Consider the following 17100-nt stretch of genomic DNA (forward strand, 5'->3'; position numbering starts at 1 on the left):
CGACCATCATGTGCGCATGGCAACGAGGCGCCAGGTCTTCGCGCGCATGTGGGCGGTGGCGGCCCTGGCCCACCTGGCCGGCAACTCCCTCGCCGGCGAGCTGTGGCCCTCCCCCGACCTGCTCGGCGTCTTCCTCGCGCTGCTGGGGGTGGTGGCGACCGCCGTGCTCCTCGACCCACGCCCGAAGCGGGTCCTCCTGCTCATGGGCCTCGTGGTGGTCACGGCCGTGCTCGAGGCGCCCGTGCTGGGCAACCACTGGCTGCTCGCGGCCCTCGTCTCCGCCGGCTACCTGCTGACCGCCGGCTGCCCGGAACGCTTCGAGCCGCTGGCCCGGACGGTGCTCCTGGTCTTCTACTCGTTCGCCGCCTTCGCCAAGCTCAACACCGGATTCCTCGACCCCGTCACCAGCTGCGGGACCTTCCACCTCGACGAGGCCTTGGGCGCCTTCGGGCTCCCGTCGGCCGGCACGGCCGGCGCCCTGCCGCTCGTGGCGGTCTGGGTCCCGGTGGCAGTGGAGCTGGCGGTCCCCCTCCTCCTGCTGGTCCCACGGACGAGGCGGTTCGGCGTCCTCCTCGCGATGGCGTTCCACACGGCCCTCTCCTTGGACCTCGGCCAGCACTTCTACGACTTCACCGCCGTCCTCCTCCCGCTCTTCGCCCTGTTCCTCGCCGACGGCTTCTTCGAGCGCCTCGCCGCCCTGGGTCGTCCCCTGGGCCGGAGGCGTCGGCGCGCCCTGCGGGCGGCCGGGATCCTGGTCGGCGTCTCCGTGACCGCGGCCAACGTGCTGCCGCCCACCGCCGCCTCGAACGCCTGGCTCTCGTCGGGCAGCTTCTTGTGGTGGCTGCCCTACGCGGTGCTGGTGGCCTGGGCGGCGGTCATGGCAGGACCTTCGCTCCGGCCGAGCTGGCGGCTCGGGCCGGCGGGGATCGCGCTCGTCGCCCTCGTGGTGGCCAACGGACTCACCCCCTACCTGGAGCTCAAGTCGGCCTACGGGTGGCACATGTACTCCAACCTCGTCCTGGTCGAGGGCGAGTCCAACCACCTCCTGGTCCCCCGCTCCCTCCCCCTGCGGGACTCCCACCAGGGCCTGGTCCGGGTCGTGGCCAGCAGCGACAGCGACCTGGCCTCCTACGCCTCCTCCGACTACCGGCTGCCCTGGCCCTCCTTCCGGGCCTACACCCACCAGCGGCCCGAGCTCGCCGTCACCTACGAACGCGAGGGCCGCACCGTGGTCGTCCCGCGGGTGGGCGACTCCGCCCTGGCCGAGCCCGTCCCCTGGTGGTGGCGCTGGATGCCGCTGCGCGCGGTCAACACCCGGGCCCCCGACACCTGTCAGGACTCCTTCCTGCCCGCGCTCTGAGCCCGGCCGCCTCCCCGGGGGCGCTCAGCGCTGCGCGGCCACGTAGCAGGCCACCGCACTGGCGGCCGCGACGTTGAGCGAGTCGATCCCGGCCTGCATCGGGATGATCGCGCGTCGGTCGGCCGAGCGCTGCCAGCGCTCGGAGAGACCCGGGCCCTCCGAGCCCAGGACCAGGGCGATCCGGTCGACCCCGGCCACCGCCTCGGGCACCGGCACCGCGTCCTCTGCGAGGGTGAGCGCGACGGTGGTGAAACCGCGGCTCGACAGGGAGGGCAGCGCGTCGTACCAGTCGTTGAGGCGGGTCCAGGGCAGGGTGAAGACGGCGCCCATGGCGACCTTGACCGCCCGGCGGTAGAAGGGGTCCGCGCACCGCGGGGAGAGCAGGGCCGCGTCGAAGCCCATGGCGGCGCCGCTCCTGAAGATGGCACCGACGTTGGCATGATCGACCACGTCCTCCAGGACGAGGACCGAACGGGCGCCCTCGAGCACCTCCTCGACGCCGGGCAGCGGGCGGCGGTGCAGCGAGGCGAGCGCCCCACGGTGCACGTGGAACCCGGTGACCTGCTCGGCCAGGCGCTCGTCGACCACGTAGCAGGGCGCGGTGGTGGTGGCGAGCACGTCGCTGAGCCCGTCGAGCCACCGCGGGGCCATCAGGAACGAGCGGGGCTCGAAGCCGCCCTCGACGGCCCGCCGCACGACCTTCTCACCCTCGGCGAGGAAGAGCCCGTGCTCGGCCTCCAGGCTCTTGCGCAGCTGCACGTCACGCAGGTCCCGGTAGTCGGCCAGCCTGGGGTCCTCCGCGGAGTCGATCTCGATCAGGGTCGCCACGGCACTACTCTGCCGTGCGGCTCACCGGGGCCGGGAAGCGGTCGGGGTGTGCGACCGCGACCACGTCTCCCACCACGATGATCGCGGGCGGGCGGACGCTGTGGGAGGCCAGGTCGGCGGCCAGGTTCTCCAGCGTGCTGAGCACGGTCCGCTCCGCCGGCATGGTGCCCTCGACGACCACCGCGACCGGGGTGGCGGCCGGCCGGCCGCCGGCGACCAGGGCGTCGGCGATGGCGCCGGCGTTCTCCACCGCCATCAGCAGCACCACCGTGCCACGCAGCCTTCCCAGCGCGGACCACTCCACGAGCGACTCGGGATGGCCGGGGGGCAGATGACCGCTGACCACCGTGAACTCGTGGGCCACCCCGCGGTGCGTCACCGGGATCTGGGAGACCCCGGGCACGGTCACCGAGGAGGAGAGCCCCGGGATCACCGTGACCGGGACGCCGGCCTCCCGGCAGGCAAGGACCTCCTCGAAACCGCGGCCGAAGACGAAGCTGTCCCCGCCCTTGAAGCGGACGACGCGCTTGCCCTCGCGGGCGCGGTCGACCAGCAGCTCGTTGATCTGCTCCTGCCTGGCGCTGCGCCCGCGCGGCAGCTTGGCCACGTCGACCAGCTCGACGTGCGAGCCCAGCTCGTCGAGCAGGGCACGGGGTGCCAGGCGGTCCGCCACCACGACGTCGGCGGAGGCGAGGGCGTGACGCGCTGCGATCGTGACCAGCTCGGGGTCGCCCGGGCCACCGCCGACCAGCACCACGCCCGGGGAGCGGTCCAGGGCGCCGGAGGTGTTGAGCCGGCCGTCGCGGAGCGCGTTGACGATGTCGTCGCGCAGCGCCGCGGACTGACGGGGCTCCCGGTTGCCGAGCACGGCGACCGTGACGCTGCCGTGCCGGCCGGTGGCGGGGGTCCAGGCGGTCGCCGCGGCGGCGTCGTCGCTGCGCACGCAGAAGATCCGGCGCTCCTCCGCGGCGGTGGAGACCTCCTCGTTGGCGAGCGGGTCGTTGGTGGCGGCCACGACGTACCAGGCCCCGTCGAGGTCGGACGGCCGGAACCGGCGCAGCTCCAGGGTGAGCTCTCCCGCCATGCCCTCGATCGCCGGCGTGACCTGCGGCGACACCACGGTGACCAGGGCTCCGGCGCCGAGCAGGGACGGCACGCGGCGCTGGGCGACGTGACCGCCGCCCACGACGACGACCTTCCGGCGTGCGAGGCGGAGTCCGGCGGGATACGGGGGGAAGTCGTTCACTGCACCATTGTCACCGTGTAGAAGTGACCGTCTCCGGTTACAGTCCGAGGCATGAGCATCGAGCGACCGATCGCCCCGAACCCGTATGAGTACCTGCCCCCGGTGCCGTCCTTCACCGTGACCAGCACCGACGTGACGGACGGAGAGCCCCTGCGCGACGACCAGGTGGCGCACCTGGGCAACACCTCACCGCAGCTGGCCTGGGAAGGCGCCCCCGAGGGCACCCGCTCCTACGTGGTGACCTGCTTCGACCCGGATGCGCCGACGCCGTCGGGCTTCTGGCACTGGGCCCTGGTCGACATCCCGGCCGACGTGACCTCCCTGGAGACCGGCGCAGCCGGCGGGGTGCTGCCCGGCCAGTCGTTCCAGCTGCGCAACGACGGCGGCGAGGTCGGGTTCATGGGGGCCGCCCCGCCCGAGGGCGACCACCCGCACCGCTACTTCTTCGTGGTGCACGCCGTGGGCGAGGAGTCGCTGGGCATCGACGCCGACGCCTCGCCCGCGGTGATGAGCTTCAACCTCGCCTTCAAGAGCCTCGGGCGGGCGATCATCCACGGGACCTACCAGCGCTGACCGGCACGGCGCGCCGCAGGCCGATGGAACCGGCGCTCAGCTCGAGGCCGCCATCGCGGCGATTCGACGCAGCTCCGCGAGGTGTCCGTCCAGCGCGGCACGCCCCTCCGCGGTGAGGGTGAACCACGTGCGGCTCCGCGACCCGCTGGGCACCTTCGAGACCCGTACGTAGCCCGCGGCGGCCAGGACCTTCACGTGCTTGCTGAGGACCGACTCGCTCACGTCCAGAGCCTCTCGGACGACGGAGAACTCCAGCGACTCCACCGCAGCGAGCATCGCGCAGATCTGCAGGCGGTTCGGGGCGTGGACCACCTCGTCGAAGACCGGCTTCACGTGTGTCACGCGGCCCCTCCGCCGGCACGGACACGCCGTCGCAGCAGGTGGTCGATCTGACGCTCCCGCACGAGCGTGGCCGCGAACCCGCCGGCCCCGGAACCCAGCAGGGCCCACGGGACACCGGCGAAGGCCTGGAGCGCGAACCCGAGCACGAACAGCGTGAAGACGACGGCGTACCAGGGGCCCATACCTTCGGCGTAGCGCTCGACCGACACCCCCGTCGCACGCCGCAACGCCCACAGCAGCACCAGGGGTGCGACGATCGCCCCGAGCACGACGAGCAACGTCGAGGCGGACTCGGCGCCGCCGCCGGCCCCCGGGCGACCCACGACCAGACCGGGGCCGACGAAGAGCGCCGCCGTGCACGAGGCGGCGCCCAGGCGGTACCACCACGGGGTGGTCACCCGCTCGGCGAGGCGGCCACGCGCGGTGGTGAGGCCCCGCAGCGCGACCTGGGCGTCGGACGGGGTGGGCCGTGCGTCACTTTCCATGGTGGAAACCATATTCGTCACTTTCCACCATGGCAAGCGGCTGGCTCACACCGAGCCGAGCAACTCCTCGAACGGCGTCGGCTCCGCGAACCGCTCCTCCAGGGTGCGCGCGCCACGGTGGACGACCGGTACCGCTGCGTCCCCGGCGCCCTCGGCGTCCGCGCCGGGGAGAGTCCTCCCCTGGACGGCCCCCAGCAGGGAGGCCAGCTCGCCTGCGGCACGCTCGATCCGGCCTGCCAGCTGCCCTCCCGCACGGTCGCCGAAGTCCTCGGTCGCGGCGAAGACCGCCGTCGGGACCGGCACCGCCCGCAGGTAGGAGAAGAGCGGACGGACGGCGTGCTCGAGCACCAGCGAGTGGCGCGCGGTGCCCGCGGTGGCGCCCATCAGCACCGGCATCCCGGTGAGCATCCCGGGCTCCAGCACGTCGAAGAAGGACTTGAAGAGGCCGGCATAGGAGGCGGAGAAGACCGGGGTGACCGCGATCAGCGCGTCCGATCCCCGGACCTTCTCGATCGCCTCTGCCAACGGCCCCGTCGCGAACCCGGTGAGCAGGTTGTCGGCGAGCGGGTGCGCCAGGTCGCGCAGCTCCACGACCTCGACCTCGGCCCCGACACCCGCCGCGGCCAGGGCCCGCGTCGTGGCCTCCGAGAGGCGGTCGGCCAGCAACCGGGTGCTGGAGGGGACGGAGAGCCCCGCGGTGACCACCGTGATCCGGCGCGTCATGAGCGCACCGCCGTCCCCCTCGGGGAGCGGCCCGTGACGTCGTCCGCGGCCGCGGGCACGGTGGAGTCCCGGCCACCGCCCGCCGCCTGCACGCGGGAGGCGTGGGTGGGAGCGTCCGGCACGTGGTCCGGCTTCAGGGCCGCGAACTCCTTGCGAAGCACCGGCACGACCTCCTCGCCGAGCAGGTCGAGCTGCTCGAGCACCGTCTTCAGCGGCAGGCCGGCGTGGTCCATCAGCCACAGCTGGCGCTGGTAGTCGCCGACGTACTCTCGGGCGCCCAGGGTCCGCTCGATCACCTCCTGGGGAGATCCGACGGTCAGCGGGGTCTGGCGCGTGAACTCCTCCAGCGACGGACCGTGGCCGTAGACAGGCGCGTTGTCGAAGTAGGGGCGGAACTCGCGGACCGCGTCCTGGCTGTTCTTCCGCATGAAGACCTGCCCACCCAGGCCCACGATCGCCTGGTCGGCCGCCCCGTGACCGTAGTGCTCGAAGCGCCGCCGGTAGAGCCGGACCATCTGCTCGGTGTGCGACGCCGGCCAGAAGATGTGGTTGTGGAAGAAGCCGTCGCCGTAGTACGCGGCCTGCTCGGCGATCTCGGGGCTGCGGATCGACCCGTGCCAGACGAAGGGGGCCACGCCGTCGAGCGGACGGGGCGTGGAGGTGAAGCCCTGGAGGGGCGTGCGGTGCTTGCCCTCCCAGCTCACCACGTCCTCGTGCCAGAGCCGGCGCAGCAGGGCGTAGTTCTCGACGGCGAGCTCGATGCCGTCCCGGATGTCCTTGCCGAACCAGGGGTAGACGGGTCCGGTGTTGCCCCGGCCCAGCATCAGGTCCATCCGACCGTCGGCCAGATGCTGCAGCTGTGCGTAGTCCTCGGCGATGCGCACGGGGTCCGTGGTGGTGATCAGGGTGGTCGACGTCGAGAGGATCAGCCGCTCGGTCAGGGCCGCCACGTAGGCCATGGTGGTGGTCGGCGAGGAGGCGGCGAACGGCGGGTTGTGGTGCTGACCGAAGGCCATCACGTCCAGCCCGACCTCCTCGGCCTTGCGGGCGATGGCCACCGTGGCCTTGATCCGCTCGTGCTCGCTGGGGGTGCGCCCCGTGGTCGGGTCCGTGGTCACGTCGCCGACGGTGAAGATGCCGAACTGCATCGCTGCTCCCTTAGTTGAACTTCGAACTAGATCGCACAACAGGGGTACCTGCCGGTTTGTTCCGCAGGCGCCGAGGTCGACTGCTCCCCCGGGTCCGCACACGTCCCGGCGCTCCGGGTGGGAGACTCCCGCCATGCCCGTCGTGCCCCCTGGCCCCGCCGTCGACATCCTCGGCCACCCCTACGAGGTCGAGACCCTGGAGCTCGGCCACGACGACGAGGGTCCGGTGGTGGCCACGCTGGTCAAGCGCCCCACCCACGGCCCCACCAACTGCGCGGTGCTGCACCTGCACGGCTTCGCCGACTACTTCTTCCAGACCGAGTACGCCGAGTGGTGGACCGAGCGCGGCTACACCTTCTACGCCCTCGACCTGCGCAAGTACGGCCGCTCCCTGCTCGGGCACCAGACGCCCAACTACGTCAGCGACCTGTCGGAGTACTTCGCGGAGATCGACGAGGCGTTCCGCCGGATCACCGAGCGGGACGGCCACGCCGCGGTGGTCGGCTCCGCCCACTCCACGGGCGGTCTCACGCTCCCCCTGTGGGCTCACGACCGCCGCCCCGGGCTGGCCGGGATGGTGCTCAACTCACCGTGGCTCGACCTGCAGGGTCCCTGGTGGCTCCGCACCCTCGGCACCGAGGTGGTCCGCCGGCTGGGCGAGGTCGTCCCCCGGGTGGTCGTGCCGCGGACGGTGAGCGGCCTCTACGCCCGGTCGCTGCACCTGGACCACGACGGCGACTGGTCCTTCGAGCTGGCCTGGAAGCCGCTGGAGTCGTGGCCCGTGCGGACCGGCTGGCTGCGCGCCGTCCGGGACGGGCACGCCGCCGTGCACCGTGGCCTGGACGTCGGGTGTCCGGCCCTGGTCCTATCCTCGACCCGCACCGGCCAGGGCGTGGTGATGGACGAGGAGGTGCACACCACCGACATCGTCCTGGACGTCGAGCAGATCCGGCGGTGGGCGCCCTCCCTGGGCACCCACGTGACCAGCGTGGCCGTGGAGGGAGCCCGCCACGACGTCGTGCTCTCCCGGCCCGGGCCGAGGGCCGAGGTCTACCGGACGCTCGACTCCTGGCTCCGCGCCTGGGTGGAGGAGCCGGTCGACGAGCGGGCCTAGCCCTGGGACCACCGCTCCTCCCGGAGCCTCCCGGCCTCAGCGCAGCAGGAAGACGGCCAGCGCGACGAGCCCCACGACGACGATGGTGGCCCGGAGCCACAGGTCGGGCAGCCGCCGGCCGATGCCGGCCCCGACCTGCCCGCCGAGCACCGAGCCGATCGCGATCAGCGCCACCACCTGCCAGTCGACCGGCGCGACCAGCGCGAAGACCAGCCCCGAGACGCCGTTGACCACGGCGCCGAGGATGTTCTTGATCCCGTTGAGGCTCTGCAGCGCCTCGTCCATGCCGATGCCCAGGATGGCCATCAGCAGGACACCTTGGGCGGCTCCGAAGTAGCCGCCGTAGACCCCGGCCAGCGCGATGGCCGGCCACACCCACCACGCGCCGTGGTGGGGCAGTCCGCCGGTGGCTTGGTGCCGGGCCGCCACCCGCCGTGAGATCCGCGGCCCCAGCACGACCAGCACGATGCCCAGCAGCACCAGGGCCGGCACGATCGCCTCGAAGGCCCCTTCGGGGAGGACCAGCAGCAGCAGCGCGCCGAGCACCCCGCCCACCAGCGAGGCCGACGCCAGGCGCAGCACCCGGGCACGCTGGCCCGCCAGCTCGCGGCGGTAGCCCACCGCACCGGAGATCGAGCCCGGCACCAACCCGATCGTGTTCGACACGTTGGCGGTGATCGGGGGGACGCCGAACGCCAGCAGGGTCGGGAACGTGATCAGCGTTCCCGACCCCACCAGCGTGTTGATGGCTCCGGCGCAGGCACCGGCGACGGCGACCAGGATCGCCTCGAGGAGCGTCACGTGAGTGGCGGCTCCTGCGCCGGGGCGGACCCGCCGCCGGTGGTACCGGCCCCGGGCGCCGGGGCGGGAGCGGCGGAGGCCTCCTGCGCGGCGGCGATCGCCTCCTCCACTGCCCGGCTCGAGGAACCCGAGCCGGTCTCGGTGCTGGAGCGCGGCAGCTGCGGCTCGGTCGGACCCATGTCGACCCGCTTGGTCGGCGTCGCCTCACGCGGGATGCCGGCCATGTCGGTCATCGTGGAGCCCAGGCCCTCCAGGGCCTTGCCGATCTCCGACGGGACGATCCAGACCTTGTTGGCGTCACCCTCGGCGATCTTCGGCATCATCTGCAGGTACTGGTAGGCCAGCAGCGACTGGTCGGGGCGGCCGTCGTGGATGGCCTGGAAGACCGTCTGGATGGCCTGACCCTCACCCTGGGCGCGCAGGATCGCGGCCTCCCGGTCGGCCTGGGCCCGGAGGATCTGGGACTCCCGGTCACCCTCCGCGGAGAGGATAGAGGCCTGCTTGGAGCCCTCGGCGGTGAGGATCGCCGACTGGCGCTCACCCTCGGCGGTGAGGATGGCGGCCCGCTTGTCGCGATCGGCACGCATCTGCTTCTCCATCGAGTCCTTGATGGAGGGCGGCGGGTCGATCCCCTTGATCTCGACCCGGCCGACGCGGATGCCCCAGCGGCCGGTCGCTTCGTCGAGGACGCCGCGCAGCCCGGAGTTGATCTGCTCGCGGCTGGTGAGCGTCTCCTCGAGGTCCATGCCACCGACGATGTTGCGCAGCGTGGTCATGGTCAGCTGCTCGACCGCCTGGATGTAGTTGGCGATCTCGTAGGTCGCCGCGACCGGGTCGGTGACCTGGAAGTAGATGACCGTGTCGATGGAGACGACGAGGTTGTCCTCGGTGATCACCGGCTGCGGCGGGAAGCTGACGACCTGCTCACGCAGGTCGATCAGGTAGCGCACCCGGTCGATGAAGGGCACCACGATGTTGAGGCCAGCGGGCAGCGTCTGCTTGTACTTGCCGAAGCGCTCCACGATGCCGGCACGTGCCTGCGGCACGATGCGCACCGTCTTGGCGAGGACCACGACCACGAAGACGAGCAGCAGTGCGAGCAGGACGAGGAAGAACTCCATCGGCCCTCCGTTTCCGGGAGTAGGGATGTGGGGTGTGTCAGGGATCGAGCCGGGCGACCGGGTGGACGAACGCGGTGGCGCCCCTGATCTCGAGCACCTCCACGGTCTCCCCGGCCGGGATGGTCAGGCTCTCGTCGTAGGGCGAGGCGGACCAGATCTCCCCGCCGACCTTGATCCGGCCGACGCGGAGACCCGTGATCTCCTGGGTCACCTCCGCCTGCCGGCCGACGAGCTTGCCGTGTCCGAGCTGGAGCTCGGGCCCGCCGTGGACCCGGGAGACGAGCGAGGGCCGCAGCAGGAGCAGCGCGGCGAGCGAGGTCGCGGCGGCGCCGACGACCTGGACGGCGAAGGGCAGGTCGAGGACGGCGGCCAGCATGCCGACCAGCGCCCCGGCCGCCAGCATGATGAGGATGAGGTCGAGGCTGAACATCTCGGCGACGCCGAGCAGCACCGCGACCCCGAGCCACGTCTCCCACGCGTGCTCCCGCAACCAGTCCATGCCCCGACCCTATCGCTAGCCCGAGCGGCACGAGTCACCTTCCGGGCGGTCGCTCAGCGGTCACCTCCCCACCGAACGGGTCCGGGGATGGCAGCATCCCCTCATGACGACTGTTCCGCAGCCCTGTCCCGGCCGGTCCCGGGGGACCGCCCGCCTCGCCGTCCTCGCTCTGACCACCGGCCTGCTGCTCGCCGGGTGCGGGGCCGAGGACACCTCCGGGGAGAGGGCCACGGAGTCCGAGTCCCCTGCCCCGGCCCCGGTCTCGCCCACCCCCGCCGAGACGCCCAGCGACTCCCCCGGCGATGGCGGCCAGACGCCCGACGGGAGCCCGTCGGACTTCGCCGTGTCCTACTTCGTCGTCGACACCCGCGCCGGGCTCCGCCTGGCCGCGGAGTCGCAGCCGGTGGCCGGCGAGGCGGCCGTCTCCGCACTCGAGGCCATGATCGCCGGCCCCCTCGACCCCGACTACGCCACCACCTGGGATCCCGCGACCCGGGTCCTGAGCGCCTCGACGGGAGACGACGGCGTGATCACGGTCGACCTCTCGGCGCAGGCCCGGGAGGCCGACGTCGGTGCCCCCGGCGCCGCGGCCATGGCCCAGCAGCTGGTCTGGACCGCCACCGAGGCCTTGGACCCGGAGGCGTCGGTGCGCCTGCTGATCGACGGCGAGCCGGCCGGGGAGATGTGGGGCTCCGTCGCCTGGGACGAGCCGCTCCCCCGCGACGCCGACGAGGAGGTCAGGGCCCCCGTCGCCGTCGCGTCCCCGACCGAGGGAGCCACCGTGGCCTCCCCCGTCTCGGTCAACGGAGAGGCCAGCGCGGTCGAGGCCAATGTCGTGTGGCGGGTGCTCGACGCGCAGGGCAAGGAGGTCGAGGCCGGCTTCACCACCGCGGAGGAGGCGATGACCTTCTCGCCGTTCTACTTCGACGTCCGGCTCGAGCCCGGCACCTACGTGCTGGAGGTCATCGAGGACGACCCGTCCGGCGGGGAGGGCGGCGAGCCCTACCGGGAGACCAAGACCGTCACGGTCGAGTAGGGCGGCGCCCGGGCCCGGTCAGAGCATGCGTCGGGCGGCGCGCCGGCGCGCGGCGTACCGGCCGTCCTCGACCTGCAGCATCAGCGGCATGCCGTAGGTCTCCGAGAGCGCCCCGGCGGTCACCACCCGCTCCAGGGGACCCTGGGCCACGACGCGGCCCTCCCGCAGCATCAGCGCGTGGGTGAACCCGGGCGGGATCTCCTCGACGTGGTGGGAGACCAGCACGGTGGCCGGCGAGTCAGGATCCATAGCCACCGAGGAGAGGGTGGAGACCAGGTCCTCCCGGCCCCCCAGGTCGAGGCCGGCCGCGGGCTCGTCGAGGAGCAGCAGCTCGGGGTCGGTCATCAGCGCCCGGGCGATCTGGACGCGCTTGCGCTCGCCCTCGCTCAGGGTGCCGAAGGTGCGCTCGGCCAGGTGGCGCGCCCCCACCTCGTCGAGCAGCATGCCGGCGCGGTCGTGGTCGAGGTCCTCGTAGGCCTCCCGCCACCGCCCCAGGACGCCGTACGACGCCGAGACCACGACGTCGCGCACCCGCTCGTGCCGGGGGATCCGGTCGGCCAGGACGGCGCTGGTGAGGCCGATGCGGGTCCGCAGCTCGAAGACGTCGACGGTGCCCAGCACCTCCTCCAGGATGCCGGCGACCCCCGTGGTCGGGTGCAGCTGGGCGGCCGCGACCTGCAGCAGGGTGGTCTTGCCGGCCCCGTTGGGCCCCAGGACGACCCACCGCTCGTCGTCCTCGACCGACCAGGTGACGCCGTCGAGGAGGGTGGCGCCGCCCCGGCGCACCGAGACGTCGGCGAACTCCAGCACGGCGACCATGCCGCTCACCCTATCCAGAGGGTCTCGGCGCCCGGAGGTAGCCTCGCTACCCGTGAGCACCCCCCTGCCCGAGACCGCCACGTTGGCGTGGTGGGGCACGGCCTGGCTGCGCGGCGAGGCGTCGGCCGACCACCTGCTCGACGCGATGGCCGAGGGCGGCTCGGCCCACAGCGTGCTCGACGGCACCCTGGTCGACCTGCTCGCCTCGCTGCGTCGCGCCGGCGCCACCGGCCTGGGCCTGGCGCTGCCGGTCGACGGTGACCCCCTCGGGCTGGGCGGCCCGGCGGCGTTCAACCTGGCGGCCCTCGAGGCCGGGGAGGCGGTGCTCGCCCCCCAGGCCGGCCTGGGCCTGGTGCCGCACGCCGTCGGCGCGGGCATCACCTGGACGGTGCTGCCGGCCGAGAGGCGGTCGGTGCCCGACGTCGGCGAGGCCGATCGCGGACTGCGCCGCGCCGTCCTGGAGACCGCCCAGGCGCTGGCCGACCTCGACGTGGCGCGCTGGCGCCCCGAGGTGGCGGACGCGATCATGGACCTCCACCACGTCCCAGCCCTGGACCCGCCCCCGGGGGTGCCACCCCGTTGCGCCGACCTCGCCGCCAGGGGGTTGCAGTGCTCGGCGATCGTCGAGCTCGCGGCCGAGGACCACGGCGCCTCGGTGAGCGCGGCCGAGATGGTCCGCCGGGAGACCGCCCTGGAACCGCTCGAGCGCGCGGCTCGTCGTGCCCTCGTCGCAGCCTGCTCCCCGGAGGTCTGGCCCGAGGATTGATCCCGCCAGCCCTCGCGGGCGCGCGGCGCAGTAGCCTCGGCACTGCCATGGACCAGGACGCCCCGAAGACCCTGCTCATCACCCTCACCGGCAAGGACCGGCCCGGCGTGACCGCGGCCGTCTTCTCCAGTCTCGCCCACGCCGGGGTCGAGGTGCTCGACGTCGAGCAGATCGTGCTGCGGCGTCGGCTGGTGCTCGGCCTCCTCGTCTCCGCGCCCCACGACTGGCGCCGGGTCAGCGAGCAGGTGCACCGCCTCGGAGAGGAGCTCGACGTCCAGGTGGAGGTGGAGCGGGGCACCGGCGACAACCGGGGGCGCGCCGCCGGCCGTAGCCACGTCACGGTGATCGGGTCGCCGCTGCGCGCGGCGGCGATGGCCGCGATCGCCGGCAGGATCGCCGACAGCGGCGCCAACATCGACCGCATCGAGCGGATGGCCCGCTATCCCGTCACCGCGATCGACCTGCACGTCTCGGGCGTCTCGCCCGAGCGGCTGCGCAGCCTGCTGGCCATCGAGGCTGCCAACCAGGGGGTCGACGTGGCCGTCCAGCCCGCCAACCTGCTGCGCCGCAGCATGCGGCTGATCGTGATGGACGTCGACTCCACGCTCGTGCAGGGCGAGGTGATCGAGATGCTGGCCGCCCACGCCGGGGTGGAGCAGGAGGTCGCTGGGGTCACCGAGTCGGCGATGCGCGGCGAGATCGACTTCGCCGAGTCGCTGCACCACCGGGTTGCCCTGCTCGAGGGCCTGCCCGCCAGCGCCCTGGACGACGTCTACCGCGACCTGGTGCTGGCCCCGGGCGCCCGCACGATGGTGCGCACCCTGCGGCGACTCGGGTACCGCTTCGCGATCGTCTCCGGCGGGTTCAGCCAGATCACCGACCGGCTCGCCGCGGACCTCGGCATCGACTTCGCCCGCGCCAACGAGCTCGAGATCGTCGACGGCCTCCTGACCGGCCGGATCGTCGGCCCCGTGGTCGACCGGGCGGGCAAGGCCACCGCGCTGCGCGAGTTCGCCGCGTCCTGCGGGGTGCCGCGAGGGGCGGTGATCGCGATCGGGGACGGCGCCAACGACCTCGACATGCTCAACGAGGCCGGTCTCGGCATCGCCTACAACGCCAAGCCCGTGGTCCGCGACGCCGCTGACACCTCCGTCAACGTGCCCTACCTCGACGCCATCATCTACCTGCTCGGCATCTCGCGCGAGGAGGTCGAGGCGGCCGACGCGGAGGCCGGGATCGTGACGCCGGCCCCGCCGCTCTGACCCGGCCCGCCCCTACGGGTCACTCCCCCGGGGCCCGCACCCGCCGCCCGACCACGCAGGTGGCGTCCAGCTCCTCGTCGAGCACGATCTCCGGGACGAACCCTCGCCACAGCATCCGGGCGGCGGTCTGCTCCGCCTCGGACCGGCTCGCCTCCACGATGACCACGCCGGTGGGTGAGAGCAGCCCCACGGCCGCGGCCACCACCCGGTCCTGGACCCGGGTCCCGTCGGGTCCGCCGTCGAGGGCGCGGACCGGCTCGTGCAGCCGGGCCTCGGCCGGCATCAGGGCCAGCTGCGAGGTGGGCACGTACGGCGCGTTGGCGACCACCACGTCGACCCGCCCGGCGAGCTCGTCCGGGATGCCCGAGGCGACGTCGCCGAGCGCGACCTGTCCGCCGTAGCGCTCGAGGTTCTCCTTGGCGCAGACGACCGCCCGCTCGTCCACGTCGGAGGCGAGGACCGAGACGTCCGCCCGGCCGGCCGCCACCGCGGTGGAGACCGCGGCCGCCCCGCAGCACAGCTCGACCAGCAGCCCGTGCCGGGGCAGGTTGGCCAGCGCCTGCTCGAGGAGCAGCTGGGTGCGGCGGCGGGGCACGAAGACCCCCGGGTGCACGGCCACCCGCAGGCCGGCGAACTCCGCCCAGCCCAGGATGTGCTCCAACGGCTCCCCCGCCATCCGGTCCATCACCGCCGTCGCCAGCTCGTCGCCGCTCAGCTGGTCGACGAGCAGTCGCGCCTCCTCCTCGGCGAAGACCGAGCCCGACGAGCGCAGCAGGGCCGCGACCTCGTCGGGCGTGTTCGGGTCAGGAGCGTCCGGCACGGAAACCGACCACGCCGGCGCCGGCCACGTCGAGGGCGGGCCAGGGCCCCTCGACCCCGAAGATCGTCGCGGTCGCGGCCGGGTACCCGCGGGCCATCTCCCGGGCGATGTCGGGGGCGGCGGTGCCGTCGGAGAGCACCTGGGCGAGGTAGCCGACGGTGGGGTTGTGGCCCAGGAACAGCAGGGAGCGCACCGCGGCGTCCACCGCGTGGATGAGGTCGAGCGCGGTCTCGGGACCGGCGGCGTAGAGCGAGTCGTCGTAGTCGGGCTCCAGCGACCAGCCCGCCGCCTCGGCCATCGCCGCCCACGTCTCCCGGGTACGGACGGCACCGGAGACCAGCGCGAGGTCGGGGGTGAAGCCCTGCTCGGCCAGCCACCGGCCGGTCCTGGTCGCCTCGGCACGACCGTTGGGCGTCAGCCTCCGCTCGGCGTCGGTCGGCGCGGTGGGCTCCGCGCTCGCGTGCCGCACCAGCACCAGGGTCCTCAGGTCGCTGTTCACGCTGACAGCCTCTCAGCCGGAACCGACGGGCGCCAGGGCCGGTCGGGGCGGTGCGAGGGGCGCGGGCGCCGCGGGGTCACAGGCCCATGGCATGGAAGCCTCCGTCGACGTGCACGATCTCCCCGGTGGTGGCGGGGAAGAAGTCCGAGAGGAGGGCCACCACGGCGCGCGCCGTGGGGGCGGGGTCCGACTCGTCCCAGCCCAGCGGGGCCCGGTCCTTCCACGCCGACTCGAGGTCGCCGAAGCCCGGGATCGCCTTGGCGGCCAGGGTCTTGAGGGGGCCGGCGGCGACCAGGTTGCACCTGATCCCCGCCGGGCCCAGGTCGCGGGCCAGGTAGCGCGAGGTCGACTCGAGCCCGGCCTTGGCCACGCCCATCCAGTCGTAGGCCGGCCACGCGGTGGAGGCGTCGAAGGTGAGCCCCACCAGCGAGGAGCCGGCGCCCATCAGCGGGCGGCAGGCGACCGCCAGGGACTTCAGCGAGTAGGCCGAGACCTGGACGGCCTGGGCCACGTCCTCCCACGGGCCCTCCAGGAACCGCCCACCCAGCAGGGTCTCGGGGTTGCCGTAGGCGATGGAGTGGACCACCCCGTCCAGCCCGTCCACGTGCTCGCCCACCTGCGCGGCCAGCCCTGCCAGGTGATCGGGGTCGGTGACGTCCAGCTCGAGAACGGGCGGCTCGACGGGCAGGCGCCCGGCGATGCGGCGGGTGATCCCGAGGGCGCGACCGAAGTTGGAGATCAGCACCGTGGCGCCCTGCTCCTGGGCCACCTTGGCCGTCGCGAACCCGATGGAGCTCTCCATCGTCACTCCCGCCACCAGGATCCGCTTGCCGTCCAGGATGCCCATCACGTCCACCTCATGTCTCGCTGCCGACTGTCGCGGCTCTCTTGTCTGCTGTCTGTCGCTGTGCCCTGCGGGAGGGCGCTCAGTGGCCCATGCCGAGGCCGCCGTCGACCGGGATGACCGCACCCGTCACGTAGGCCGCGCCGGGCGAGGCGAGCCAGGTCACCGCGGAGGCGATCTCCTCGGGTGTGGCGTAGCGCCCCAGCGGGACCTGGGCCCGTATCGACTCCCGCTGCTCGTCGGTGAGGGTGGCGGTCATGTCGGTCTCCACGAAGCCCGGGGCGACCACGTTGGTGGTGATCTGGCGGCTGCCGAGCTCGCGGGCCAGGGAACGGGCGAGCCCGACCAGGCCGGCCTTGGACGCCGCGTAGTTGGCCTGGCCGGCGGAGCCAAGCAGCCCCACCACCGAGGAGATCAGCACGATGCGCCCGCGGCGCATCCGGAGCATCCCCTTGGCTGCCCGCTTGGCCACCCGGAAGGATCCGGTCAGGTTGGTCTCCAGGACCGAGGACCAGTCCTCCTCGCTCATCCGCAGCAGCAGGGTGTCAGCGGTGATGCCGGCGTTGGCCACCAGCACCTCGACCGGGCCGTGGGTCTGCTCCACCGTGGCGAACGCCGCCTCCACCGCCGCAGGGTCGGTGATGTCGCACCGGACATCCAGGGCGCCCACCGGCGCACCGCCGCCGCGGGTCGTCACCGCGACCCGGTCGCCGGCGGCGAGGAACGCCTCGGCGACGGCGCGGCCGATGCCGCGGTTTCCGCCGGTGACCAGCACTGACCTGGGTTCGTGGGACTCGGTGCTCACGTGCGACGA

20 protein-coding genes are annotated in these 17100 nt (G+C 73.3%); 6 read left to right on the forward strand and 14 right to left on the reverse strand.

Annotated features, from left to right (window positions below):
* The first annotated feature begins 16 nt into the window (after window positions 1-16).
* On the forward strand, window positions 17-1360 hold the full coding sequence (locus AC4BG9_RS12260) for a hypothetical protein (RefSeq protein WP_490571386.1): 1344 nt from the start codon (window positions 17-19) through the stop codon (window positions 1358-1360).
* A gap of 24 nt (window positions 1361-1384) precedes the next feature.
* Here AC4BG9_RS12260 and AC4BG9_RS12265 read toward each other — a convergent pair whose 3' ends face one another.
* Window positions 1385-2188 (reverse strand): TrmH family RNA methyltransferase, encoded by an 804-nt coding sequence (locus tag AC4BG9_RS12265; protein ID WP_490571387.1) that lies wholly within the window; start codon window positions 2186-2188, stop codon window positions 1385-1387.
* Window positions 2189-2192: 4 nt separating this feature from the next.
* Entirely contained in the window at window positions 2193-3434 is a 1242-nt protein-coding gene (gene cobA / locus AC4BG9_RS12270; protein ID WP_490571388.1) for a uroporphyrinogen-III C-methyltransferase, read from the reverse strand.
* Between the two features lie 51 nt (window positions 3435-3485).
* Here cobA and AC4BG9_RS12275 point away from each other — a divergent pair, with 51 nt between their 5' ends.
* A complete protein-coding gene (locus AC4BG9_RS12275; protein ID WP_490571389.1) occupies window positions 3486-4007 on the forward strand; it encodes a YbhB/YbcL family Raf kinase inhibitor-like protein in 522 nt (173 codons plus the stop codon).
* A gap of 36 nt (window positions 4008-4043) precedes the next feature.
* Here the strand turns inward: AC4BG9_RS12275 and AC4BG9_RS12280 are convergent, their stop codons facing one another.
* From AC4BG9_RS12280 to AC4BG9_RS12295, 4 genes are read right to left on the reverse strand one after another with little or no spacing between them, the layout of a single operon-like run.
* Window positions 4044-4349 (reverse strand): transcriptional regulator, encoded by a 306-nt coding sequence (locus AC4BG9_RS12280; RefSeq protein WP_490571390.1) that lies wholly within the window; start codon window positions 4347-4349, stop codon window positions 4044-4046.
* Entirely contained in the window at window positions 4346-4834 is a 489-nt protein-coding gene (locus AC4BG9_RS12285; RefSeq protein ID WP_490571391.1) for a hypothetical protein, read from the reverse strand. Before AC4BG9_RS12285 ends, AC4BG9_RS12280 begins: the two co-directional genes overlap by 4 nt.
* Window positions 4835-4879: 45 nt before the next feature.
* Window positions 4880-5557 carry an FMN reductase gene (locus AC4BG9_RS12290; protein ID WP_490571392.1) on the reverse strand — a complete coding sequence of 226 codons (678 nt, stop codon included), beginning with the start codon at window positions 5555-5557 and terminating at the stop codon, window positions 4880-4882.
* Window positions 5554-6705, reverse strand: coding sequence for an LLM class flavin-dependent oxidoreductase (locus AC4BG9_RS12295; RefSeq protein WP_490571393.1), 1152 nt, complete (start codon window positions 6703-6705; stop codon window positions 5554-5556). Before AC4BG9_RS12295 ends, AC4BG9_RS12290 begins: the two co-directional genes overlap by 4 nt.
* 133 nt (window positions 6706-6838) lie before the next feature.
* Here AC4BG9_RS12295 and AC4BG9_RS12300 point away from each other — a divergent pair, with 133 nt between their 5' ends.
* Window positions 6839-7819, forward strand: coding sequence for an alpha/beta hydrolase (locus tag AC4BG9_RS12300; protein WP_490571394.1), 981 nt, complete (start codon window positions 6839-6841; stop codon window positions 7817-7819).
* Window positions 7820-7855: 36 nt separating this feature from the next.
* Here AC4BG9_RS12300 and AC4BG9_RS12305 read toward each other — a convergent pair whose 3' ends face one another.
* Genes AC4BG9_RS12305 through AC4BG9_RS12315 form a run of 3 tightly spaced genes read right to left on the reverse strand, consistent with a single transcriptional unit; the run spans window position 7856 to window position 10240 of the window.
* Window positions 7856-8620 carry a sulfite exporter TauE/SafE family protein gene (locus AC4BG9_RS12305; protein ID WP_490571395.1) on the reverse strand — a complete coding sequence of 255 codons (765 nt, stop codon included), beginning with the start codon at window positions 8618-8620 and terminating at the stop codon, window positions 7856-7858.
* Window positions 8617-9741 (reverse strand): SPFH domain-containing protein, encoded by a 1125-nt coding sequence (locus AC4BG9_RS12310; RefSeq protein WP_490571396.1) that lies wholly within the window; start codon window positions 9739-9741, stop codon window positions 8617-8619. Before AC4BG9_RS12310 ends, AC4BG9_RS12305 begins: the two co-directional genes overlap by 4 nt.
* Before the next feature lie 37 nt (window positions 9742-9778).
* Window positions 9779-10240: an NfeD family protein gene (locus AC4BG9_RS12315; RefSeq protein ID WP_490571397.1), complete on the reverse strand. Its 462-nt coding sequence runs from the start codon at window positions 10238-10240 to the stop codon at window positions 9779-9781.
* Between the two features lie 103 nt (window positions 10241-10343).
* Here AC4BG9_RS12315 and AC4BG9_RS12320 point away from each other — a divergent pair, with 103 nt between their 5' ends.
* Complete coding sequence (locus tag AC4BG9_RS12320) at window positions 10344-11276, forward strand: Gmad2 immunoglobulin-like domain-containing protein (RefSeq protein WP_490571398.1); 933 nt, start codon at window positions 10344-10346, stop codon at window positions 11274-11276.
* Between the two features lie 18 nt (window positions 11277-11294).
* Here AC4BG9_RS12320 and AC4BG9_RS12325 read toward each other — a convergent pair whose 3' ends face one another.
* The gene (locus AC4BG9_RS12325; RefSeq protein WP_490571399.1) at window positions 11295-12095 is read right to left on the reverse strand and encodes an ABC transporter ATP-binding protein; all 801 of its coding nucleotides are present in this window, start codon (window positions 12093-12095) and stop codon (window positions 11295-11297) included.
* Window positions 12096-12147: 52 nt separating this feature from the next.
* Here AC4BG9_RS12325 and AC4BG9_RS12330 point away from each other — a divergent pair, with 52 nt between their 5' ends.
* Both AC4BG9_RS12330 and serB read left to right on the forward strand, forming a co-directional pair.
* Entirely contained in the window at window positions 12148-12861 is a 714-nt protein-coding gene (locus tag AC4BG9_RS12330; RefSeq protein WP_490571400.1) for an Rv1486c family protein, read from the forward strand.
* Between the two features lie 47 nt (window positions 12862-12908).
* Window positions 12909-14123, forward strand: coding sequence for a phosphoserine phosphatase SerB (serB, locus tag AC4BG9_RS12335; protein WP_490571401.1), 1215 nt, complete (start codon window positions 12909-12911; stop codon window positions 14121-14123).
* 19 nt (window positions 14124-14142) lie between these two features.
* Here the strand turns inward: serB and AC4BG9_RS12340 are convergent, their stop codons facing one another.
* From AC4BG9_RS12340 to AC4BG9_RS12355, 4 genes are all read right to left on the reverse strand, one after another.
* Window positions 14143-14943 (reverse strand): putative protein N(5)-glutamine methyltransferase, encoded by an 801-nt coding sequence (locus tag AC4BG9_RS12340; protein ID WP_490571402.1) that lies wholly within the window; start codon window positions 14941-14943, stop codon window positions 14143-14145.
* Window positions 14927-15442, reverse strand: coding sequence for a SixA phosphatase family protein (locus AC4BG9_RS12345; RefSeq protein ID WP_490571403.1), 516 nt, complete (start codon window positions 15440-15442; stop codon window positions 14927-14929). Before AC4BG9_RS12345 ends, AC4BG9_RS12340 begins: the two co-directional genes overlap by 17 nt.
* A 76-nt stretch (window positions 15443-15518) precedes the next feature.
* Window positions 15519-16289 carry an enoyl-ACP reductase FabI gene (fabI, locus tag AC4BG9_RS12350; RefSeq protein WP_490571404.1) on the reverse strand — a complete coding sequence of 257 codons (771 nt, stop codon included), beginning with the start codon at window positions 16287-16289 and terminating at the stop codon, window positions 15519-15521.
* A 79-nt stretch (window positions 16290-16368) separates the two neighbouring features.
* Entirely contained in the window at window positions 16369-17091 is a 723-nt protein-coding gene (locus tag AC4BG9_RS12355; RefSeq protein WP_490571405.1) for a beta-ketoacyl-ACP reductase, read from the reverse strand.
* Between the last annotated feature and the right edge of the window lie 9 nt (window positions 17092-17100).

Source organism: Nocardioides sp. Z40_12 (genome assembly GCF_058215795.1).

What these genes read in the sequence shown, in the direction of transcription:
- AC4BG9_RS12260 (WP_490571386.1), top strand. Translation starts at nt 17, where the DNA reads ATGGCAACGAGGCGCCAGGTCTTCGCGCGCATGTGGGCGGTGGCGGCC.
- AC4BG9_RS12275 (WP_490571389.1), top strand. Translation starts at nt 3,486, where the DNA reads ATGAGCATCGAGCGACCGATCGCCCCGAACCCGTATGAGTACCTGCCC.
- AC4BG9_RS12285 (WP_490571391.1), bottom strand. Translation starts at nt 4,834, where the DNA reads ATGGAAAGTGACGCACGGCCCACCCCGTCCGACGCCCAGGTCGCGCTG.
- AC4BG9_RS12290 (WP_490571392.1), bottom strand. Translation starts at nt 5,557, where the DNA reads ATGACGCGCCGGATCACGGTGGTCACCGCGGGGCTCTCCGTCCCCTCC.
- AC4BG9_RS12295 (WP_490571393.1), bottom strand. Translation starts at nt 6,705, where the DNA reads ATGCAGTTCGGCATCTTCACCGTCGGCGACGTGACCACGGACCCGACC.
- AC4BG9_RS12300 (WP_490571394.1), top strand. Translation starts at nt 6,839, where the DNA reads ATGCCCGTCGTGCCCCCTGGCCCCGCCGTCGACATCCTCGGCCACCCC.
- AC4BG9_RS12310 (WP_490571396.1), bottom strand. Translation starts at nt 9,741, where the DNA reads ATGGAGTTCTTCCTCGTCCTGCTCGCACTGCTGCTCGTCTTCGTGGTC.
- AC4BG9_RS12315 (WP_490571397.1), bottom strand. Translation starts at nt 10,240, where the DNA reads ATGGACTGGTTGCGGGAGCACGCGTGGGAGACGTGGCTCGGGGTCGCG.
- AC4BG9_RS12320 (WP_490571398.1), top strand. Translation starts at nt 10,344, where the DNA reads ATGACGACTGTTCCGCAGCCCTGTCCCGGCCGGTCCCGGGGGACCGCC.
- AC4BG9_RS12325 (WP_490571399.1), bottom strand. Translation starts at nt 12,095, where the DNA reads ATGGTCGCCGTGCTGGAGTTCGCCGACGTCTCGGTGCGCCGGGGCGGC.
- serB (WP_490571401.1), top strand. Translation starts at nt 12,909, where the DNA reads ATGGACCAGGACGCCCCGAAGACCCTGCTCATCACCCTCACCGGCAAG.
- fabI (WP_490571404.1), bottom strand. Translation starts at nt 16,289, where the DNA reads ATGGGCATCCTGGACGGCAAGCGGATCCTGGTGGCGGGAGTGACGATG.